Source organism: Specibacter sp. BI4, assembly GCF_056680095.1.
Genome location: NZ_CM155265.1, coordinates 860,687 through 875,334 on the forward strand (window position 1 = coordinate 860,687; position 14,648 = coordinate 875,334).

At 64.4% G+C, this 14,648-nt stretch carries 12 protein-coding genes; 4 read left to right on the forward strand and 8 right to left on the reverse strand.

Annotated elements, in window-relative coordinates; all coding sequences use genetic code 11:
* Positions 1-13 precede the first annotated feature (13 nt).
* Positions 14-313, forward strand: a complete 300-nt coding sequence (locus tag AC1L6K_RS04065; protein WP_480951446.1) for a type II toxin-antitoxin system VapB family antitoxin — start codon at positions 14-16, stop codon at positions 311-313.
* The gene (locus AC1L6K_RS04070) at positions 306-1,196 is read left to right on the forward strand and encodes a LytR C-terminal domain-containing protein (protein ID WP_480951447.1); all 891 of its coding nucleotides are present in this window, start codon (positions 306-308) and stop codon (positions 1,194-1,196) included. The genes AC1L6K_RS04065 and AC1L6K_RS04070 overlap by 8 nt, the downstream gene beginning before the upstream one ends.
* An 81-nt stretch (positions 1,197-1,277) precedes the next feature.
* On the opposite strand, the gene AC1L6K_RS04075 is transcribed toward AC1L6K_RS04070, so the two are convergent.
* From AC1L6K_RS04075 to AC1L6K_RS04085, 3 genes are read right to left on the reverse strand one after another with little or no spacing between them, the layout of a single operon-like run.
* Positions 1,278-1,904, reverse strand: coding sequence for a TetR/AcrR family transcriptional regulator (locus AC1L6K_RS04075; protein WP_480951448.1), 627 nt, complete (start codon positions 1,902-1,904; stop codon positions 1,278-1,280).
* 58 nt (positions 1,905-1,962) lie between these two features.
* Positions 1,963-3,225, reverse strand: coding sequence for a type II toxin-antitoxin system HipA family toxin (locus AC1L6K_RS04080; RefSeq protein WP_480951449.1), 1,263 nt, complete (start codon positions 3,223-3,225; stop codon positions 1,963-1,965).
* Positions 3,222-3,428, reverse strand: a complete 207-nt coding sequence (locus AC1L6K_RS04085) for a helix-turn-helix domain-containing protein (RefSeq protein WP_480951450.1) — start codon at positions 3,426-3,428, stop codon at positions 3,222-3,224. Before AC1L6K_RS04085 ends, AC1L6K_RS04080 begins: the two co-directional genes overlap by 4 nt.
* A 317-nt stretch (positions 3,429-3,745) precedes the next feature.
* Here AC1L6K_RS04085 and AC1L6K_RS04090 point away from each other — a divergent pair, with 317 nt between their 5' ends.
* Both AC1L6K_RS04090 and AC1L6K_RS04095 read left to right on the forward strand, forming a co-directional pair.
* Positions 3,746-5,047 carry an MFS transporter gene (locus tag AC1L6K_RS04090; RefSeq protein WP_480951451.1) on the forward strand — a complete coding sequence of 434 codons (1,302 nt, stop codon included), beginning with the start codon at positions 3,746-3,748 and terminating at the stop codon, positions 5,045-5,047.
* Between the two features lie 6 nt (positions 5,048-5,053).
* Positions 5,054-6,043: a 2-hydroxyacid dehydrogenase gene (locus AC1L6K_RS04095; protein WP_480951452.1), complete on the forward strand. Its 990-nt coding sequence runs from the start codon at positions 5,054-5,056 to the stop codon at positions 6,041-6,043.
* A 73-nt stretch (positions 6,044-6,116) separates the two neighbouring features.
* Here the strand turns inward: AC1L6K_RS04095 and AC1L6K_RS04100 are convergent, their stop codons facing one another.
* The 5 genes from AC1L6K_RS04100 to AC1L6K_RS04120 form a co-directional block, all read right to left on the reverse strand.
* Complete coding sequence (locus AC1L6K_RS04100) at positions 6,117-7,562, reverse strand: DUF5129 domain-containing protein (protein ID WP_480951453.1); 1,446 nt, start codon at positions 7,560-7,562, stop codon at positions 6,117-6,119.
* Positions 7,563-7,669: 107 nt separating this feature from the next.
* On the reverse strand, positions 7,670-8,887 hold the full coding sequence (locus tag AC1L6K_RS04105) for a Wadjet anti-phage system protein JetD domain-containing protein (RefSeq protein ID WP_480951454.1): 1,218 nt from the start codon (positions 8,885-8,887) through the stop codon (positions 7,670-7,672).
* A complete protein-coding gene (locus tag AC1L6K_RS04110) occupies positions 8,877-12,257 on the reverse strand; it encodes an ATP-binding protein (RefSeq protein ID WP_480951455.1) in 3,381 nt (1,126 codons plus the stop codon). The genes AC1L6K_RS04105 and AC1L6K_RS04110 overlap by 11 nt, the downstream gene beginning before the upstream one ends.
* Positions 12,254-12,940 (reverse strand): DUF4194 domain-containing protein, encoded by a 687-nt coding sequence (locus AC1L6K_RS04115; protein ID WP_480951456.1) that lies wholly within the window; start codon positions 12,938-12,940, stop codon positions 12,254-12,256. Before AC1L6K_RS04115 ends, AC1L6K_RS04110 begins: the two co-directional genes overlap by 4 nt.
* Positions 12,937-14,379 carry a DUF3375 domain-containing protein gene (locus AC1L6K_RS04120; RefSeq protein WP_480951457.1) on the reverse strand — a complete coding sequence of 481 codons (1,443 nt, stop codon included), beginning with the start codon at positions 14,377-14,379 and terminating at the stop codon, positions 12,937-12,939. Before AC1L6K_RS04120 ends, AC1L6K_RS04115 begins: the two co-directional genes overlap by 4 nt.
* Between the last annotated feature and the right edge of the window lie 269 nt (positions 14,380-14,648).

Genomic DNA, 14,648 nt, shown 5'->3' on the forward strand with positions numbered 1-14,648 from the left:
CTAGTCTGAAGAGGTGATATTCAAAGCTGTTGGCGACAAACGCCCCTACCCGGACCACGGATACATCACGCCCAAGGACTGGGCCAGTGTCGCACCGCGCCAGGTCAGGCTGGCAGATCTTGTCACCACCAAGGCGCAACTGGATCTCGAGGCGCTCCTGGCTGAGGATTCCACGTTCTTTGGCGACTTGTTCCCCCACGTCGTGCAATGGCGCGACACCCTTTATTTGGAGGATGGGCTGCACAGGGCCGTCCGCACCGCCCTGCACCAGCGCACCGTCCTCCACGCCCGAGTTCTGGTGATAGATGACTAGGCCGCCTGCGGGGCCGCCTTCGGGCGATCCCGCGGAGCAGCAGCGGCACAGCGCCGTGCCGGAAAAGCCCGAGTTTCAGCCGGGCGGTTCCGGGCCGGGTGCGGCCGCCCCGGACAATGACGTGCTGCTGACCACCCGGCAGCGGCGCAAGGCTGCGCGAGACGAGCGCAGGCAGGCCCGCGACGCGGCTTATGAGCTGCGGCAGCAGCGCAAAAAAATCAAGGACGGCACGTCGTGGCGCGGCCACCACATAGTCAACTCCGAGGGGTTGGCCGAAGCGTTCCCGGACCCCGAAACCCCGGAGCTGCCCTCCAGCACCGTGCGCCGCCGCATCACCCACGGCGTCACCTTGGTGCTGCTGCTCGCCCTGGTGGTGGCCGCCGTCGTGCTGGCAGGCATGGTGCAGCGGGGGGAGCTTGAGCTGAAGCTTGGCGCCGGCAGACCCGCGCCGACGCCCGAGTCGTGCCCTGGGGAAAAACTTGACTACCCCGCCAACAAGACAGTCACGGTGAATATTTACAACGGCGGCAGCCTCGAAGGAAAGGCCGGGGAAGTGGCTGAGGAGCTGAAGCAGCGCGGTTACCCGGTCAAGGAAATCGACAACAAATCCACCGACTATGGGGCACCGGCAGTGGTTGTTTCCGGCCCGGCCGGACACGCTGCGGCGTTCAACATGCAGCGCAACTTCCCCAGCACCGAATATGTCCAGGACGACCGCACCGACGGCACGGTGGACGTCATCCTGACCAGCCGCTTCAACGGCCTTGTCGCACCGCCCAAGGTGGATCAAACCCCGGGCGTGCTGTCCTGCCCGCGGTTGAGCCCGCCGCCCAGCGAACCCGCGGGCACAAAGGCTGCGGCCACGCGACCAGCCGCGCCCTGAGCTGGTTCCAAAGCCGCTTAATGCGGGATTTCGCGTTTGGTTGCGCGGGAGTGGGCGAGTGGGCCCCAGACCGCCTTGGAACTACTCGAGGGTGACCGGGCGGCCCTGCGCATCAAAGGCGGCACCCACGCCTGCCTGGATGAACCTCACCGCGGCCGCAATGTTTTCTTCGTCCGGGGTGTCCGTCTTGCGCCGTGAGGCGCTTGCCGTCAACGAGCCGTGGATCAGCTGCACCAGACCCTCAACGTCGGCCTCCGGCAGGAAATGCTGGTCCATGCCTGTGCGCAGAATGTCCATCAGCAAGTTGTTGAGCTCGCCCACATGGACGCCCAATTTGGCAAACGACTCACTTGAGAGCACCGAGCGCATGGCCGGGCCGGGCGGGAGGTGCCGGCGGGTGAGGTCTTCAAGCTGCGCCCGCACGTACACGCTCAGGCGGTCGACAGGGTTCTCCAGGCCCTCCAGGCTGGCCTTGAGCTCGGTGACAAACTTGCCGGTTTCATCCAGTGCGTAGGCCACAAGGAGCTGCTCGAGGTCGGCGAAATAGTTGTAGACGGCGGTTCTGCCCACGCCGGCTGTCCTGGCGACGTCGGTCATGGTCAGCCCGGGCAGGCCATGGGTGAACAGAAGTTCGCCAAAGGCGTTGAGGATTTTGCGCTGCGTCTGCTCTCGCTGCGCCGCGTTCGTAGGGGCGGCTATTCGTGGCATAGAGACATTTTAGCGTCATTTCGTCAGTAAAAGTATTTGGGCAGTTTTGCCCCGTGGTTCACCGTTGGATCGCGGCGCGCCGGATCCCCAGGACCCGCACGACGGCGGCACTGACGTCACGTTCGAACGGCAGTTCCGCCGTGGTCATCGTTGAGGCCGCAAGCGCCTTGTCGATGCACTTTGCCACCAGTCGTTCGGGGATGCGCAGGGTGCGGCCAAAGCGCAGCCAGTCGTTGCGGTTCAGCCCCGTGCGGCTGCCGGCACTGCCGCCCACGGGCAGGGCCATGCCCGGGTCGCGCGACGGGTCGCCGTCGGTGAGCTCGGTGAGGATGCCGCCGGGCACGCCCGCGGCGAAGCCCTGCTCGATCTCTGCTGCCAGCGTGCACTGCAGGTCGTACGCAGGCGCCACGAGCCATTCGCCAGTGGCTTGCTGGACCACCGAAATGTTCTTGGCGTGCAGGTTTCCATTGCCGGTCAGCCAGGCAAAGAGGAACTGCAGGAAAATGTTCCGTGCCGCCAGGCCCTGGGCGGCGCACATGCCCACGGCCGCGACTGCCAGGGCTTCGCTGGGCACCGAGTACTTTCGGCTTGGCCCCAAACCCAGCAGCTGGGCGCAGTCCTCCACCGCCAGTGCGCCGCCGGGGGACCTGTCGAAACGTGAGACCAACAGCGCGGCCTGGCCGGCGCCGTCGAACACCAGGCGGGCGTCCGCGACAGGGATGGAAAGCGCCTTGGCCTTCTTTAGCAGCATGAACTCCGTTTCCACCTGGCGGGCATGGCTGCCGTCGTTGAATTTCAGGATGTAGGCGCGGGTGGGGTCCTTGTCGTGGCGGTAGGAGGCCGTGACCTTGTCCTGCAGCCCGGCCAGTGCCGAAAGGTCCACTGGCCCGGGAACGGCGGCAAAGCCGGCAAAGCTGACGTCACTCATGGTCTTGGTGACGGTCAGCAGCGGCGGGATGCTTTCCGGCTTCGCGCCGGCAGGAACGATCTGGACATCGCCCACGGGATTCCCGCCGGCAGCCAGGAGCAGCGAGAACTCATCCGAGATGGTGGTTTTTACCGCCCATCGCAGCTTGGCCAGGCGTTCGCCCTCGGGCAGTAGCCCGGCGAAGAAGGCAGGCACGTTGCCGTGGCCGAACGTGACCGGAACATCAAGTGCCGGCAGGGTGGAGGCGATTGCGGGTCCGCCGTCAACCAGGTAACCGGGCAGATAGGAAAAAACCACGCCCATGCTCGGGTGCCGGGTCAGGGTTGCCGCCGCCCGGCCCTTTTTGTAGATCACTGCCTGGGTGACGGATTTGGCGTACTCAAGGTTTTTCATGAGCCGGCGACGTTCAGGCTCAGGCTCATGCCCAGCGCCGAGGCCACGGCAGTGAGGATGTCCAGGCGCACGGTCTCCCGGCCGTTCTCGAGATCGCTCAGCACACGCGTGGAAACGTCGGCCAGGTCGGCTGTTTCACTTTGTGTCAGCTGCAGGGTCTTGCGACGGGCCCGAAGTGCGGCACCCAAAGCGGCAACATCCATGGCGGTTCTGCCTTTCCCTGCCACTTTCATCCAAGTGTCCCGGATGCGGCAGGCGTGAGTGGAGAGGGGCCGTTGGAGTCTGCCCCCGATCCCACCATACTAGCCCCCACCACGGCATTTTCTGCATGATCATGCCGAAAATTGGGCCCGGGGTGGCGGTGTGGGCTGCACGGCGGTTCCCTCAGCCACGAACCAGCGTCCGGGCCGCGAACCAGCTGTTGGCCAGCAGCTGGTTCGCGGCCCGGACGCTGGTTCGTGGCAGGGGCGCAGGATTCACTGCGGTCTTCGCGGGTGCGGCAATTGGCTAGGGTTGAGCGGTGACAAACTTTTTGGTGAAAAGACCGTGGACAGGCCGTATCGGCGCACTGCTGGGCATCATGGTGATGGCACTGAGCCTGCGCACGGCGGTGTCGGTGGTGCCGCCGCTTCTGGGAGAGCTCTCCGGCGAACTGGGGTTCGACGCCGGCACAACAGGCCTGCTGGCCATGATGCCGCCGCTGATGTTTGCGGTCTTCGGCCTGCTCACCCCTGCCCTGATCCGCCGGGTCGGCCTCGAAAAGGCGCTGGTCGCCGCCGTTGTGCTGGCCGTGGTGGGGCAGCTGGGCCGGGTCGCGATCGACCAGGTCTGGCCGTTCCTGGGCCTGACAGCGGTTGTCATGGCCGGCTATGGCATCGGCAATGTGGTGCTGCCGCCGCTGGTGAAGAAGTATTTCCCGGACCGCGTGGGCCTGGTGACAGCCGGCTACGTGACACTGCTGTCGGTGGGCACTGCGATCAGTCCGCAGTTGGCTGTGCCGATCTCCGGGGCCACCAACTGGCGGGTGTCCATCGGGCTTTGGGCGTCGGTCAGTTTGCTGGTGCTGCTGCCGTGGATCATGCAATTCCTGCGGGACCGCAGGGAGAAGCGCGACGCCGTGAGCCCGGCTGGGCAGGCCGCCCACCTCACCGTGGGGCAGGCGGGCGGGCCCGGCAATGTGCCCGTGTCCAGGCTGCGGCCGTGGCGCTCGCCGGTGGCCTGGGGGCTGGTCATCTTCCTGGCCGGAAACTCGGCCCAAACGTATGTGTACTTCACCTGGCTGCCGCCGTACCTTTCAGGCCAGGGGCTCGACGCCGCCACAGCGGGAACTGCGCTGGCCTACTTTGCCATCCTCGCTGTGCCGATGAGCCTGCTGGTGCCGTTGTGGGTGCCGCGCATGAAGAACCCCATCGTGGCCATCAGCCTTTTCGCGCTGTTTTGGGCCGCAGGGCACCTGGGCCTGTATCTGTCGCCGTTGGCCGGAACGTGGCTGTGGGTCACCTTCTCCGGCCTCGGCCAGGGCACCTTCGTCACGGCCCTGCTCATGGTGAACCTGCGCTCGCGGACAACCCACGGCTCGTCCGTGCTGTCCGGATTCAGCCAGGGCCTCGGGTACGCCGGGGCAGGCATCGCCCCGCTGTTCTTTGGCACCATCCACGACGCCACCGGCTCCTGGACTGCGTCCTTCGTCATGCTGGGCGCCTGCCTTGTGGTGATGATGGTTGGCGCCACCATGATCAATGCAAAACGGTATATTGAGGATTCAGCCGATGAACCGATTGCACCCGCACCCGCGGAACATGCAGTCGACCTCAAGGAGTAAACAGGCATGACACTTCGTTTTCTGGTCACTGCAGCCATCCCCGAACCGGGGATGACGTTGTTGCACGACGCCGGTGAGGTCACCATGCTGGCCGACGCCCCGGCCGCCGGGTTGCGGGCGCTGTGCGCCAGCGGCGACTACGACGTGCTGCTCTCGGGCCTGGGCGACACCATTGATGCCGGGCTGCTTGAATCAGCCAAGGTGCGCGGGGTTTCAAACTATGCGGTGGGCTTCAACAACATTGACGTAGACGCCGCGAGCAGACACGGAATTCTGGTGGGAAACACCCCGGGAGTCCTCACGGACGCCACCGCAGACATTGCCATGCTGCTCATCCTGGGCACGGCCCGACGGGTTGTGGAGGCTGACGCGTTTGTCCGTTCCGGCCAGTTTGCCGGCTGGAACCCGGACTTGCTGGTGGGCAGCGATGTATCCGGCCAGGTGCTGGGGCTGGCCGGCTTCGGCAGGATCGCCCGGGCCACGGCGCGCCGGGCCCTGGCCTTCGGGATGGAGGTTGTCTTCTCACCGCGGCCTCCTGCGGAGCGGACTGTTTCCGATGCCGAGCTGGGGGAGTTTGCCGGCAAGGTGACGCAGCTGCCATGGGGTGAGGTGGTGGCACGGGCCGACTTCCTGTCGATTCATGTGCCCATGAACGCGGAGACACGCCACCTTATCGACGCCCCGGTGCTGGCGGCCATGAAGCCTTCCGCCTTTCTGGTCAACACTGCCCGCGGGCCCGTGGTTGACGAGGCAGCCCTCGTTGCAGCCTTGCGCGACGGCGTGGTTGCCGGTGCCGGGCTCGATGTCTATGAGGACGAACCGAACCTGGCGCCGGGGCTGGCCGAGCTGCCCAACACCGTGCTGCTGCCCCACATTGGCAGCGCCACCGTGCCGGTGCGCGCCAAAATGGGTGTGCTGGCCGCCCGCAACGCGATTGCGATGGCCAAGGGCGAGATGCCTGAGTTCGCCGTGAACCCGGAAGCATTCAAGGCCTGACGCTCCCGCAGGGTGGGTGGGGCACGCCGGCCGGACCCGCCGTCGCACCGGAAAATCGCACCGGAAAGCCGTGCTAGAAACTGGAGGAGCTGCCTGAGCCGGAGAAGCTGCCGCCGCTGGAACCATAGCCGGTGCTGCTGCCGCCCGAACTGGCACTGCTGCGCGCCGTGTCGACCTTGCTGATGCCGCTGACATAGCCAACGTTGAAGGCATGCACCGGGTAGAAGGTGTTCCACGCGAAAACTGAGCCCAAAATGGTGCTTTGGCGGCCGTGGACTTCACTCCGGCGGCTGCTTTCCATGGCCTTCTCCATGGCGGAACGTTCGGTCTTGTTTTTGGTGTATTGGCCGATCATGGCCTCCGAATGCTGCTGCAGCAGCGCGCTCAGTTCCTGGCTTCTGTCCCGCAACTGGTCCATGGCCGCATCCGGGGTGATGGCTCCGGAGTGGAAATCGGCGGCCAGCTGCTGGAGTCCCTGGCTGCTTTGGGTGTGCAGCGATGACAGGGCGGCGGTGGAGGCCAGCCCCTGGGCTTCCGGCTCGGCGAGCAGCGTTGGGAGCTGTTCCAGATCCTCGTGCAGGGGGCGTGCCTGCCTGTCCCAGGCGCTTTCCCAGCCGGCAAACCTGTTCAGCAGGGTGTTCGTGTCCGCGATGACGTCGTCCAGCCCGTCGAGTTCCTCGGCCAGGTCTGCATAGCGGGCCACCACCTTGACGTTGGCACCCTTGGAGAGCTCCTTCTTGGTGAAGGCATGGCACTGCTGGTTCAATGTGCTGGCTTCATGGTAACGAGTGCTGAAATTGCGGTACTTCTCCAGGACGAGCGTGCCGTAGGACGATGAATCAGGAATGGTTTTTGCGTTGAGCTCCGTGACATCCAGGGCCAGGCTCACGCTGGAATAACCGGCATCCCCGCGCTGGAGGTGTTCGGCGGCCTTTTTTCTGTTGCCGGCACGGACGACAGCCGTTGTGCCGATCCCCAAGAGTGCGAGAACGCCCACGATGCTGGTGGTGATGATGAAACCCGCCGAGAGGTACCAGGGCTGGTTGATCAGGGACGCGCCCTTTTTAATCCCGGCGATGGTGCCGTCGGTCCATTGCGCTTCACGGAAGAGCTCCTTCGTGGCGTCCTGGATGGCATCCTGCTTATCCAACGACACCTTGCGGTCTTCGCCCATGTAGGTGCCCACTTTTCTGGCGATGGGGTCCACGGCAAAGATGAACAGGCCGTCGGCCCATTTCTGCTTGTCGGTGCTGAGCCACTCGGGATGTTCGCTGCGGGCCAGCTCCAGTACGTCGGCGTTGAGCCGATCGCCGCCAACTTCGCCCTCGATGGTCACGATGGCAAGCTTCGTTGGCTCGCGGAAATTGATGCCCGCCACGGCTTCCAGAAGTTGCGGCTGGTACAACACCCCGGCCGTGTCTTCGACGACGATGTCCGTTGCCGGTGCCGCCATGGCTGCCGGCGCCGAGCCCAGGACTGCCATCAGCGCCAGAACCAAAATACCCAGGATCTTCTTCATGTTCCCCATTTTCTGTCCAACGATTGACCTTGACTCTACCGAATGGGGATATCTGCGGACAGGGTAGCAGCGGGCGGGCAGCCAATGAGTCAGGGAAGTCAGGGAAGTCAGGGAAGCAGGGGGAGCCGGGCCAGCACCCAGGCCCAGCGCAGCAGTTCCTGCTCCAGACGCAGCAATGGTGCGAAGGTCCCTGCCTGGAGGGCCGCATAGACGGCGCTTTCCCCGGCACCCAGGTGCGTCAGCACAGCATGGGTGGGCGTATCCTCGCGGCCCCAAAAGTCCCGGTGCGCAAGCAGTGTCTCCTCATCCATCAAGATGCTCCGAACATGCGGATGGTGCGAACGCAGCTGGTCTAGGATATGGAAGCCGTGGGTGTCGATGTCACCCCAATACAGCACCTCCACGTCCTTTAGCCAGGCTGCCTCGCGGATGCCCTCGAAACCGTAGCCGCCGCCAAACACGGCCAGGGTCCGGGGCGCCTGCGGCAAGGCCAGGAAATTGACAAGATTTTCGGTGGTGATGATCCTGTCCACGTCGACCTCCAGGCCGGCGAACGCGGCAGCCGTCACCTCCACGTCCTCCATGCCGCGAGCCGGGGCCTGTGCCGGGTCCAGGAAACGCAGCCGCACCCTGTCCGGGGCGGCCACAAATCCATGCCTGCGCGCATAGTTCCGGCCCAGAAGCGGCCGCTCAGGTGCCAACACCGCCAGCATCCCGTCGATGAGCCTGCGGTGGTTTTCCACGAACTTGGTGTGCACGCCCGGCAGCGACAACTGGCGCAGGTAGATTCCGGGGCTGGGGTTTGCGGCGAGCCAAACAGCCACCCGGGCAGCCGTCAAGGCATCCTCCCCGTACTTGAGCAGCTCAAGCGGACGCAGCATGGCCCAGGCCGCCAGCCCGGCATCAATCAGGGTCAGCCGGCCGGACAGTTCGGTGAACTTCGCTGCCTCGCGGCCCAACCCCAAAAACAGGATCTCATCCCCGGCCGAGGAAAACACGGCCGCGGCCGGCAGTTTGTTGGCACCGATGGTGCTTGTCCCCACGGACACATGCTCCAGCGAACAACCTCGCGGGGCCGGCTCCCAGGCCCGGGCCCAGGCTGCGGCCAGTGCGTAATCCGTCCGCAGCTGCGTGGCACTCGGGTGCTTCAACGTCCGACGCCGGGGATGCAGTCCCGTGGGCAGCGCCGCCTCGCGCAGCAGCTCGCCGCTGTTCCAGGACCGCAGTGAGGCGGCACGGACGTCGGCGGGCGTGGACCAGTTGGGTGCATTGGCGCCCTTGGTCCGGCCCGCCTCGGACGTGGGTCCCGCCATCTTAGCGGCCACGCTTCTCCCGTTCGGCACGGTATTCATGGATGCTCATGTTGCGCAGCTGTGAATCTGCGCCGGTCTCATTCGCCACGAACCCCACATTGGCCACGAATGGCTCGATGACGTGGATCTTTTGCAGCGGCGTGACAATGAGCAGCTGGAGTTTCAGCCGCTTGAACAGCTCAAGGCCGTACTTGGCCGATTCGTCCGAGCCGCGCCCAAACGCCTCATCAATGACCACGAAACGGAAGGAACGCTGGTTTCCCGGGCCCGCCGCGATCCCGAATTGGAACGCCAGCGCCGCGGCGAGAATGGTGTAGGCCAGCTTTTCTTTTTGCCCGCCCGACTTGCCGCCGGAATCGGTGAAGTGTTCGTGCTCCTCGCCGGTCTCCGTCCATTTTTCGGACGCAGAGAACGTGAACCAGTTGCGCACGTCGGTGACTTTGGCTGTCCACCGCTCGTCCAGGCTGGTGCGCCCCTCGCGGCCGCGGAAACGCTCCACGAGTGCCTCCACCTGCAGGAACTTCTGTTCAGAATACTGTTCCTGCGCGCCAATGCTGCCTTCGGAACAGGCCCGCAGGTCCACTCCGAATTCACGGACTTCGGGGTCCGAGGTGGCCTGCGGTTCCAGCTGGATGTGCCGGCCGGTGTTGTATTCAATCCGGGCCAGGGACTCGTTGATTTCGCCGATGCGGGAGACGATGTCCTGCTTGCGGTCGTCCAGAAAAGCGTTGAAGGCCACGATCTCATGGATGGTGTTTTGCGTCAGGGATTCCTTGAAGCGTTCGGCGAACCGGGGGAGATCGTTGTCCACCAGCTGCGCCAGGATCTTGTTGAACTCGCTGGCAGATTCAAGCGACGCATCCAGGTCGGTGGTTTCAGCAGGGTACTTGTTGCGGAATTCAGCCATGAACTTGATGGTGGCCTCCGACGCGCGGATCACCTGCTTGTTGAGCGCGTCAATGGTGCCGGTGAGCCGGTCACGGACCTTGCTCTCAATCCTCGTGGTGGTCTTGTAGGTCAGCGCAGCGGACTCAAGTGCCGCCTCGGTGAGTTTGCCCAGCTGGGCCAGCAGTCCGGCGTCGGACGTCAAGGCGGTCTCCGCGAGGGAATCGCGGCAGTCCGCAATCTGCTCGGTGATGTCCTGGATGGCCTTCTTGTTGGCGCCGATCCGCTCCATGAGGGTTCGCAGGCGGACGTTGGCCGCCTCCACCCTATCCGCCGTTTCCGCCTCGCGGCGGGTGAGCTCACGCAGGATGTCACTGGAGGATTCCAGCGCGGCCTTCTCCTCCTTCAACCTCCCCATGGCTCGTGCGGTGCTTTGCCAGTTCAGCCCGGCAAAACTCGCGACGGCGGAAATCTTGCCGATGAACTGCTGCTGGCGCCCCAGGCTTCCCAGCTGTTGGTCGACGCGGCCCAGCCCGTCCGCGGCCGCACGGGCCTGGCCCTCCGCCTGCTCCAGGGCGGAGCGCAGGCGGGCAATCTTGTCGTGGTTGTCCCAGCCGAGCACGTAGGTTGAACGGTCGGTAAGTGCCTTGCGGTCATCTTTTTCGTGGCGCCCGCCGCCGCTTTTGAGCTGGCCGTTGATGGTCAGCGCCTTGGGGTAGCGGCGGAAATCCTCCATGGTTTCGCAGCATTGGTGGTCAAAGCGGCGGCCCAGCTCATCGAGCAGGAATTCGCGCATGGGCGTGCCGGGCTTGATGCCGATCTTGGAGGCGAGGGTGCCTGCAGAGGCGGTGCGCGGGGCCAGGTTGTCGGAAACCTTCAGGTAGACCAGGCGGGTGCGCAGGTTGTTGGCGTCAACCCAGTCGCTGACGGCCGCATAGTGTGCACCCGCGACCAACAATGACAGTGCAAAACCGTGCAGGGTGCGCTCGGCTGCGCCTTCCCAGGCGGCCTCGGCGTCGCGTACCTTTAGCAGCTCACCGGCGAAGGGGAGCTCCGATTCGGAGATGCCCGTTCCTGTGCACAGTCGTTGGCGCAGGGCGATCAACTCGCGGGGGAGCAGGTTTTGTCGGCTCAGCAGGCTCTTGAGCTCGTCTTTCAAATCGCCCGCCTGTTCAGAAGCCTCGGAACGCTGGCGGTCCAATGACGTGCGCTGGTCCTGCAGTTCGGCGTTGGCCTCGATGAGGTGTTTCTCCACCCCGGGCAGGGCGGCCGCGTTGGCATCAAAGACCACTTGGTTCTCGGGCTCAAACAGGCCAAGCACCGTGGCAGCCTCGGAATACGTGGCATATCGTTCGCGCTGGTCGCGGGACTCGATGGACATGCGGGCCAACTCGGCCTCGATGGCGGCGATCCGGCCCCCTCCGCTGTTGCGGATGTCATCGCGCAGATCTGCCAGCTCCCGGGTGAACGCGCCCAGTTCGGCGGTCAGGGAGGTCTGTTGCTCCTGGACCTTGGTGCCGGCCCGTTCAAGTTCCAGCAGGTGGGCCTCGCTGAGCTCCAGCTTCCGGGATGTGAACCACGGTGATAGCTGCTCGCGCTGCTGGTGGGAATTATCGTAATCGACGGTCAGTGCAGCGTGGCGGGCGGCGTTGTCCTGCACCGGCTCCAGCATGCGGATCTGGTCCTTGGCCCGCAGCACGGCGTTGTGGGCCTTTTTGAGGTCGTCAAAGTGGTGGAGCAGGTTCTTGATGCGGGTTTCAACGTCGTCCTCTTCCAGCATGTTGGTGCGTACGAAGTGGGTGATGTTCTCCACCTGCTTCATGGACACCGTGCGGTGGAACAGATCCATGGCCTGTGCCGAGCCGATGCCAAAGTGGCGCTTGAACGCGGCACCGTACTTTTCAAACACCTCAAAGAGCTGCACGCCCTCGCCCCGCAGGCGCCGCTTCAGCTTTGCAATGTCGGCACCAAAATCGGAGAAGTCGCCCTTGATCGACTGCTCGCCCTCCGCGATCGAATAAAAACGGGTGGGCTGGCCGGCTTCCTGGGTGGCCCACAGCGTGATGGCCAGGGTGACGGTCTTGTCCAGGGTGGCGTTGTGGAACACGCCGAGCACCACCGAATACGTGCCGGGACCGCGCAGCGCCACCGGGCGGGAGGCGTCGCCAATGCCGCTGCGGGCGCTCTTGTGGAACCCCCGAACGTACGACATCAGGCTGCGTTCCTTCTTTTGCGCACCCGCCGCCTTGTTGTACTCGATCCGGTTGGCCGGCAGCAGGAGCGTGGTGATGGCGTCCACCACCGTAGATTTGCCGGAGCCGATGTCGCCGGTGAGCAGGCTGTTCTCGCCGTCGAGCCGAAACGTGCGCACGTCCTTGTTGAACGTGCCCCAGTTGAGCAGCTCCAGGCGGTGCAGGCGAAAGCCCGGGCGGGTGCCGACGTCGTCGGCGGTGAGATCGTCCAGGTTGAAGAGGCCTGGCTGGGCTTGCGTGCTCAAGCTGATGCCGCCTTTGATGTGGAGGGTCCGGCTTTTCCTGATGAACGTCCGACGGCGGATTTCCCGCCTTCCAGCTCGGCCCGGTAGTCCGCGAGCCGGGCATCGAATTCCTCGAGCCATTGCGCGTCGACGTAGGCCTTGAGGATGCGGGCCACCTCGTAGCTGCCGTCCTGGCCGCGGAGCTTGCGCAGGAAGCCGAGCTCAGTGGCCTTCTTGATGTTGGTGGCCAGCTGGTCCAGGATGCGGGCCTCGTTGCTGGATTCGGGCAGGAACACGGAGACCATGTCGCCGATTTGGGCCGGGGTCATGATGAGCCGGGTTTCGCTGTTTTGCTGGTCAAATTCGGCCAGGCGGGCGCGCAGCAGGGCCAGCAGCAGGCTGACGTGGAAGGTCAGCTGGCGGCGGGGAATGAGGCGGGGCAGCTCCGGGTCGGCGTCGGGGCTGGAACGCAGGAACGCGTAGCCCTCGCTGTCGTCAAGTACGAGCTCCAGGCCGAGCACGCTCACGTAGTCGCGGGTTTGTGCGGAGAGTTCCATGAGGCGCTGCCACAGCTTTTCGTCGGCATCTCGGTAAACGACGCCCTTGAGCAGCTTGGTGATGACCAGGGGCAGGCCGTCGGGAGTCCGCGCCACTGATTCCGGGGTGTCGAGTGTTTCCTGAAGATAGTCCGGGGTGGTGCTCATGAGGGCCTCACAAAAATGATCTTTTCAACGGTGGCTTCGCGGAGGCTGCCGTCGGGGAGCGTCCAGGAAAGGGTTTGGGCCGAGTCCGCATCGATGGTTGCCGACGTGGATTCGGTGGCGAGCTGGAAGTAGCTGACAATTTCTGCCAGCCCCTGGCTAAGCGGGAAGGCGTCGGTGACGTCCGCGAGCGTGGCTTGTTCGGCGTCGGCCAGAACGGAGTCAATGTTGGATTCCAGGCGCTGGGTGTCCACGAAGAACTGGTCGAAGAGCGCGTGGGCGTCCACATCGAGGTCTTCGGCGACATGGACGGCGTCGTCGATGGCAACCTGCCGGCTGGGCTCGTACAGCGGGCGTTCAAAGGGGAGGGCAACGGGCACGTCGTGTCCGGAAAGTTCACCAAACATGCCGGCGGGCGGTGCGGCGCGGACCGCCACGGCGCTGGATTCAATATTGCGGATCAACGCCATGATGCGCTTGTTTTCCAGGAACACCTTGTCATCGAGCAGGCGCCGGATCTGGGCTGAAAGCTGGCGCACCGTGGATTGGGTCTGTTCTACGGCAGGCAGCCAGTCCTTTTGCATGGACGTGATCTGCTGGAGGCCGTCCTGCGTGGCGAGTGCCTCGATTTGGGTGGCACGTTCCAATAGCTCGTGCAGTTCCGAGCGCAGCTGCGGGGACATGAGGTAATCCCAAAATCCTTGGAATGTGCGCCCCTGCAGGGAGCCGCTGATGTCCTGCTGGGAGGAGAAAATGGATTCAAGCAGGTCGCCCTGGCCGCCCTCCCACATCGAGATCTGCTCTCGGAGGTTCCTGTCCAGCCTGCGAAAGTTCGTCTCCACTTCACGGAAGTCGGAGAGCAGGTCCTTGGCCTGGGTGGTCAGCTGATGGAAGTGGTCCACGGCTTCCGGGGCTGTCATGACAGGGACTTCGCCGGAACGGATCAGTTCCATTTGTGCATCGATGTCATCGCGCTGGCGCTGCAGCTCCGCCAGCCGGGCCTCGGGGTCCGTCTCGGAGCCGTGGACGAGGGTCTTGAGCAGGTTGAAGATGCTGGACAGCCTGGACTGGGTGGGCACAAAATCTCGCCCGCGCAAGGATTCGACCCAGCGGATGACGTCCTCGGTGGAGGCGGTGAGGTCGTAAACGGGCTCGTCCCGGTTGTCTGCGTAAAATTTTCGCAGCCAGGCCTTGTCTGGTTCGGCCCAGTCGTCCAGGTATTCTCCGGCCGACCTCGGGAACCTGTCCTCGCCCAGGGAATCCCGCAGGGTGAACAACACATCGTCCAAAACATCGATGAGGTCCTGGCGGCCAAGGTTGCGCTGGTTGGGGTCGGTGAACGCCGTCATGAAAAACGTCAGGGCCAGGGGTGCGTTTTGGGCGCGGAGCAGCGACCAGCCCGCGTGGTTCTCACGCAGGGAGTTGATCGAAAAGTAGTCCATGAGGCGCTCCATTGTGCTGCTTTGGCTGCTGTTTCAATCGTAGACGCAGGGGGCGACAAAGTAGCATCGCTGCCCGACTTCTGCGGGGCCGCCATCGGCGTCTGCAGGGGCCGACTCCCAACTATTCTGGGAGTCGGGAGGTGGGCGCACGATGTTCCTCCAACAGCCGACATTAATTCAGGACAGTGCCACCATCGCCCGCGTGGGCTCAACACCGCCGTCGATGATCTTCTAATCTCGCCTAGCTGCAATTTTTAGCAGCCAGCACT

Coding starts and splice junctions, on each gene's coding strand:
- AC1L6K_RS04070 (WP_480951447.1), top strand. CDS start 306: ATGACTAGGCCGCCTGCGGGGCCGCCTTCGGGCGATCCCGCGGAGCAG.
- AC1L6K_RS04075 (WP_480951448.1), bottom strand. CDS start 1,904: ATGCCACGAATAGCCGCCCCTACGAACGCGGCGCAGCGAGAGCAGACG.
- AC1L6K_RS04080 (WP_480951449.1), bottom strand. CDS start 3,225: ATGAAAAACCTTGAGTACGCCAAATCCGTCACCCAGGCAGTGATCTAC.
- AC1L6K_RS04085 (WP_480951450.1), bottom strand. CDS start 3,428: ATGGATGTTGCCGCTTTGGGTGCCGCACTTCGGGCCCGTCGCAAGACC.
- AC1L6K_RS04095 (WP_480951452.1), top strand. CDS start 5,054: ATGACACTTCGTTTTCTGGTCACTGCAGCCATCCCCGAACCGGGGATG.
- AC1L6K_RS04100 (WP_480951453.1), bottom strand. CDS start 7,562: ATGAAGAAGATCCTGGGTATTTTGGTTCTGGCGCTGATGGCAGTCCTG.
- AC1L6K_RS04115 (WP_480951456.1), bottom strand. CDS start 12,940: ATGAGCACCACCCCGGACTATCTTCAGGAAACACTCGACACCCCGGAA.
- AC1L6K_RS04120 (WP_480951457.1), bottom strand. CDS start 14,379: ATGGACTACTTTTCGATCAACTCCCTGCGTGAGAACCACGCGGGCTGG.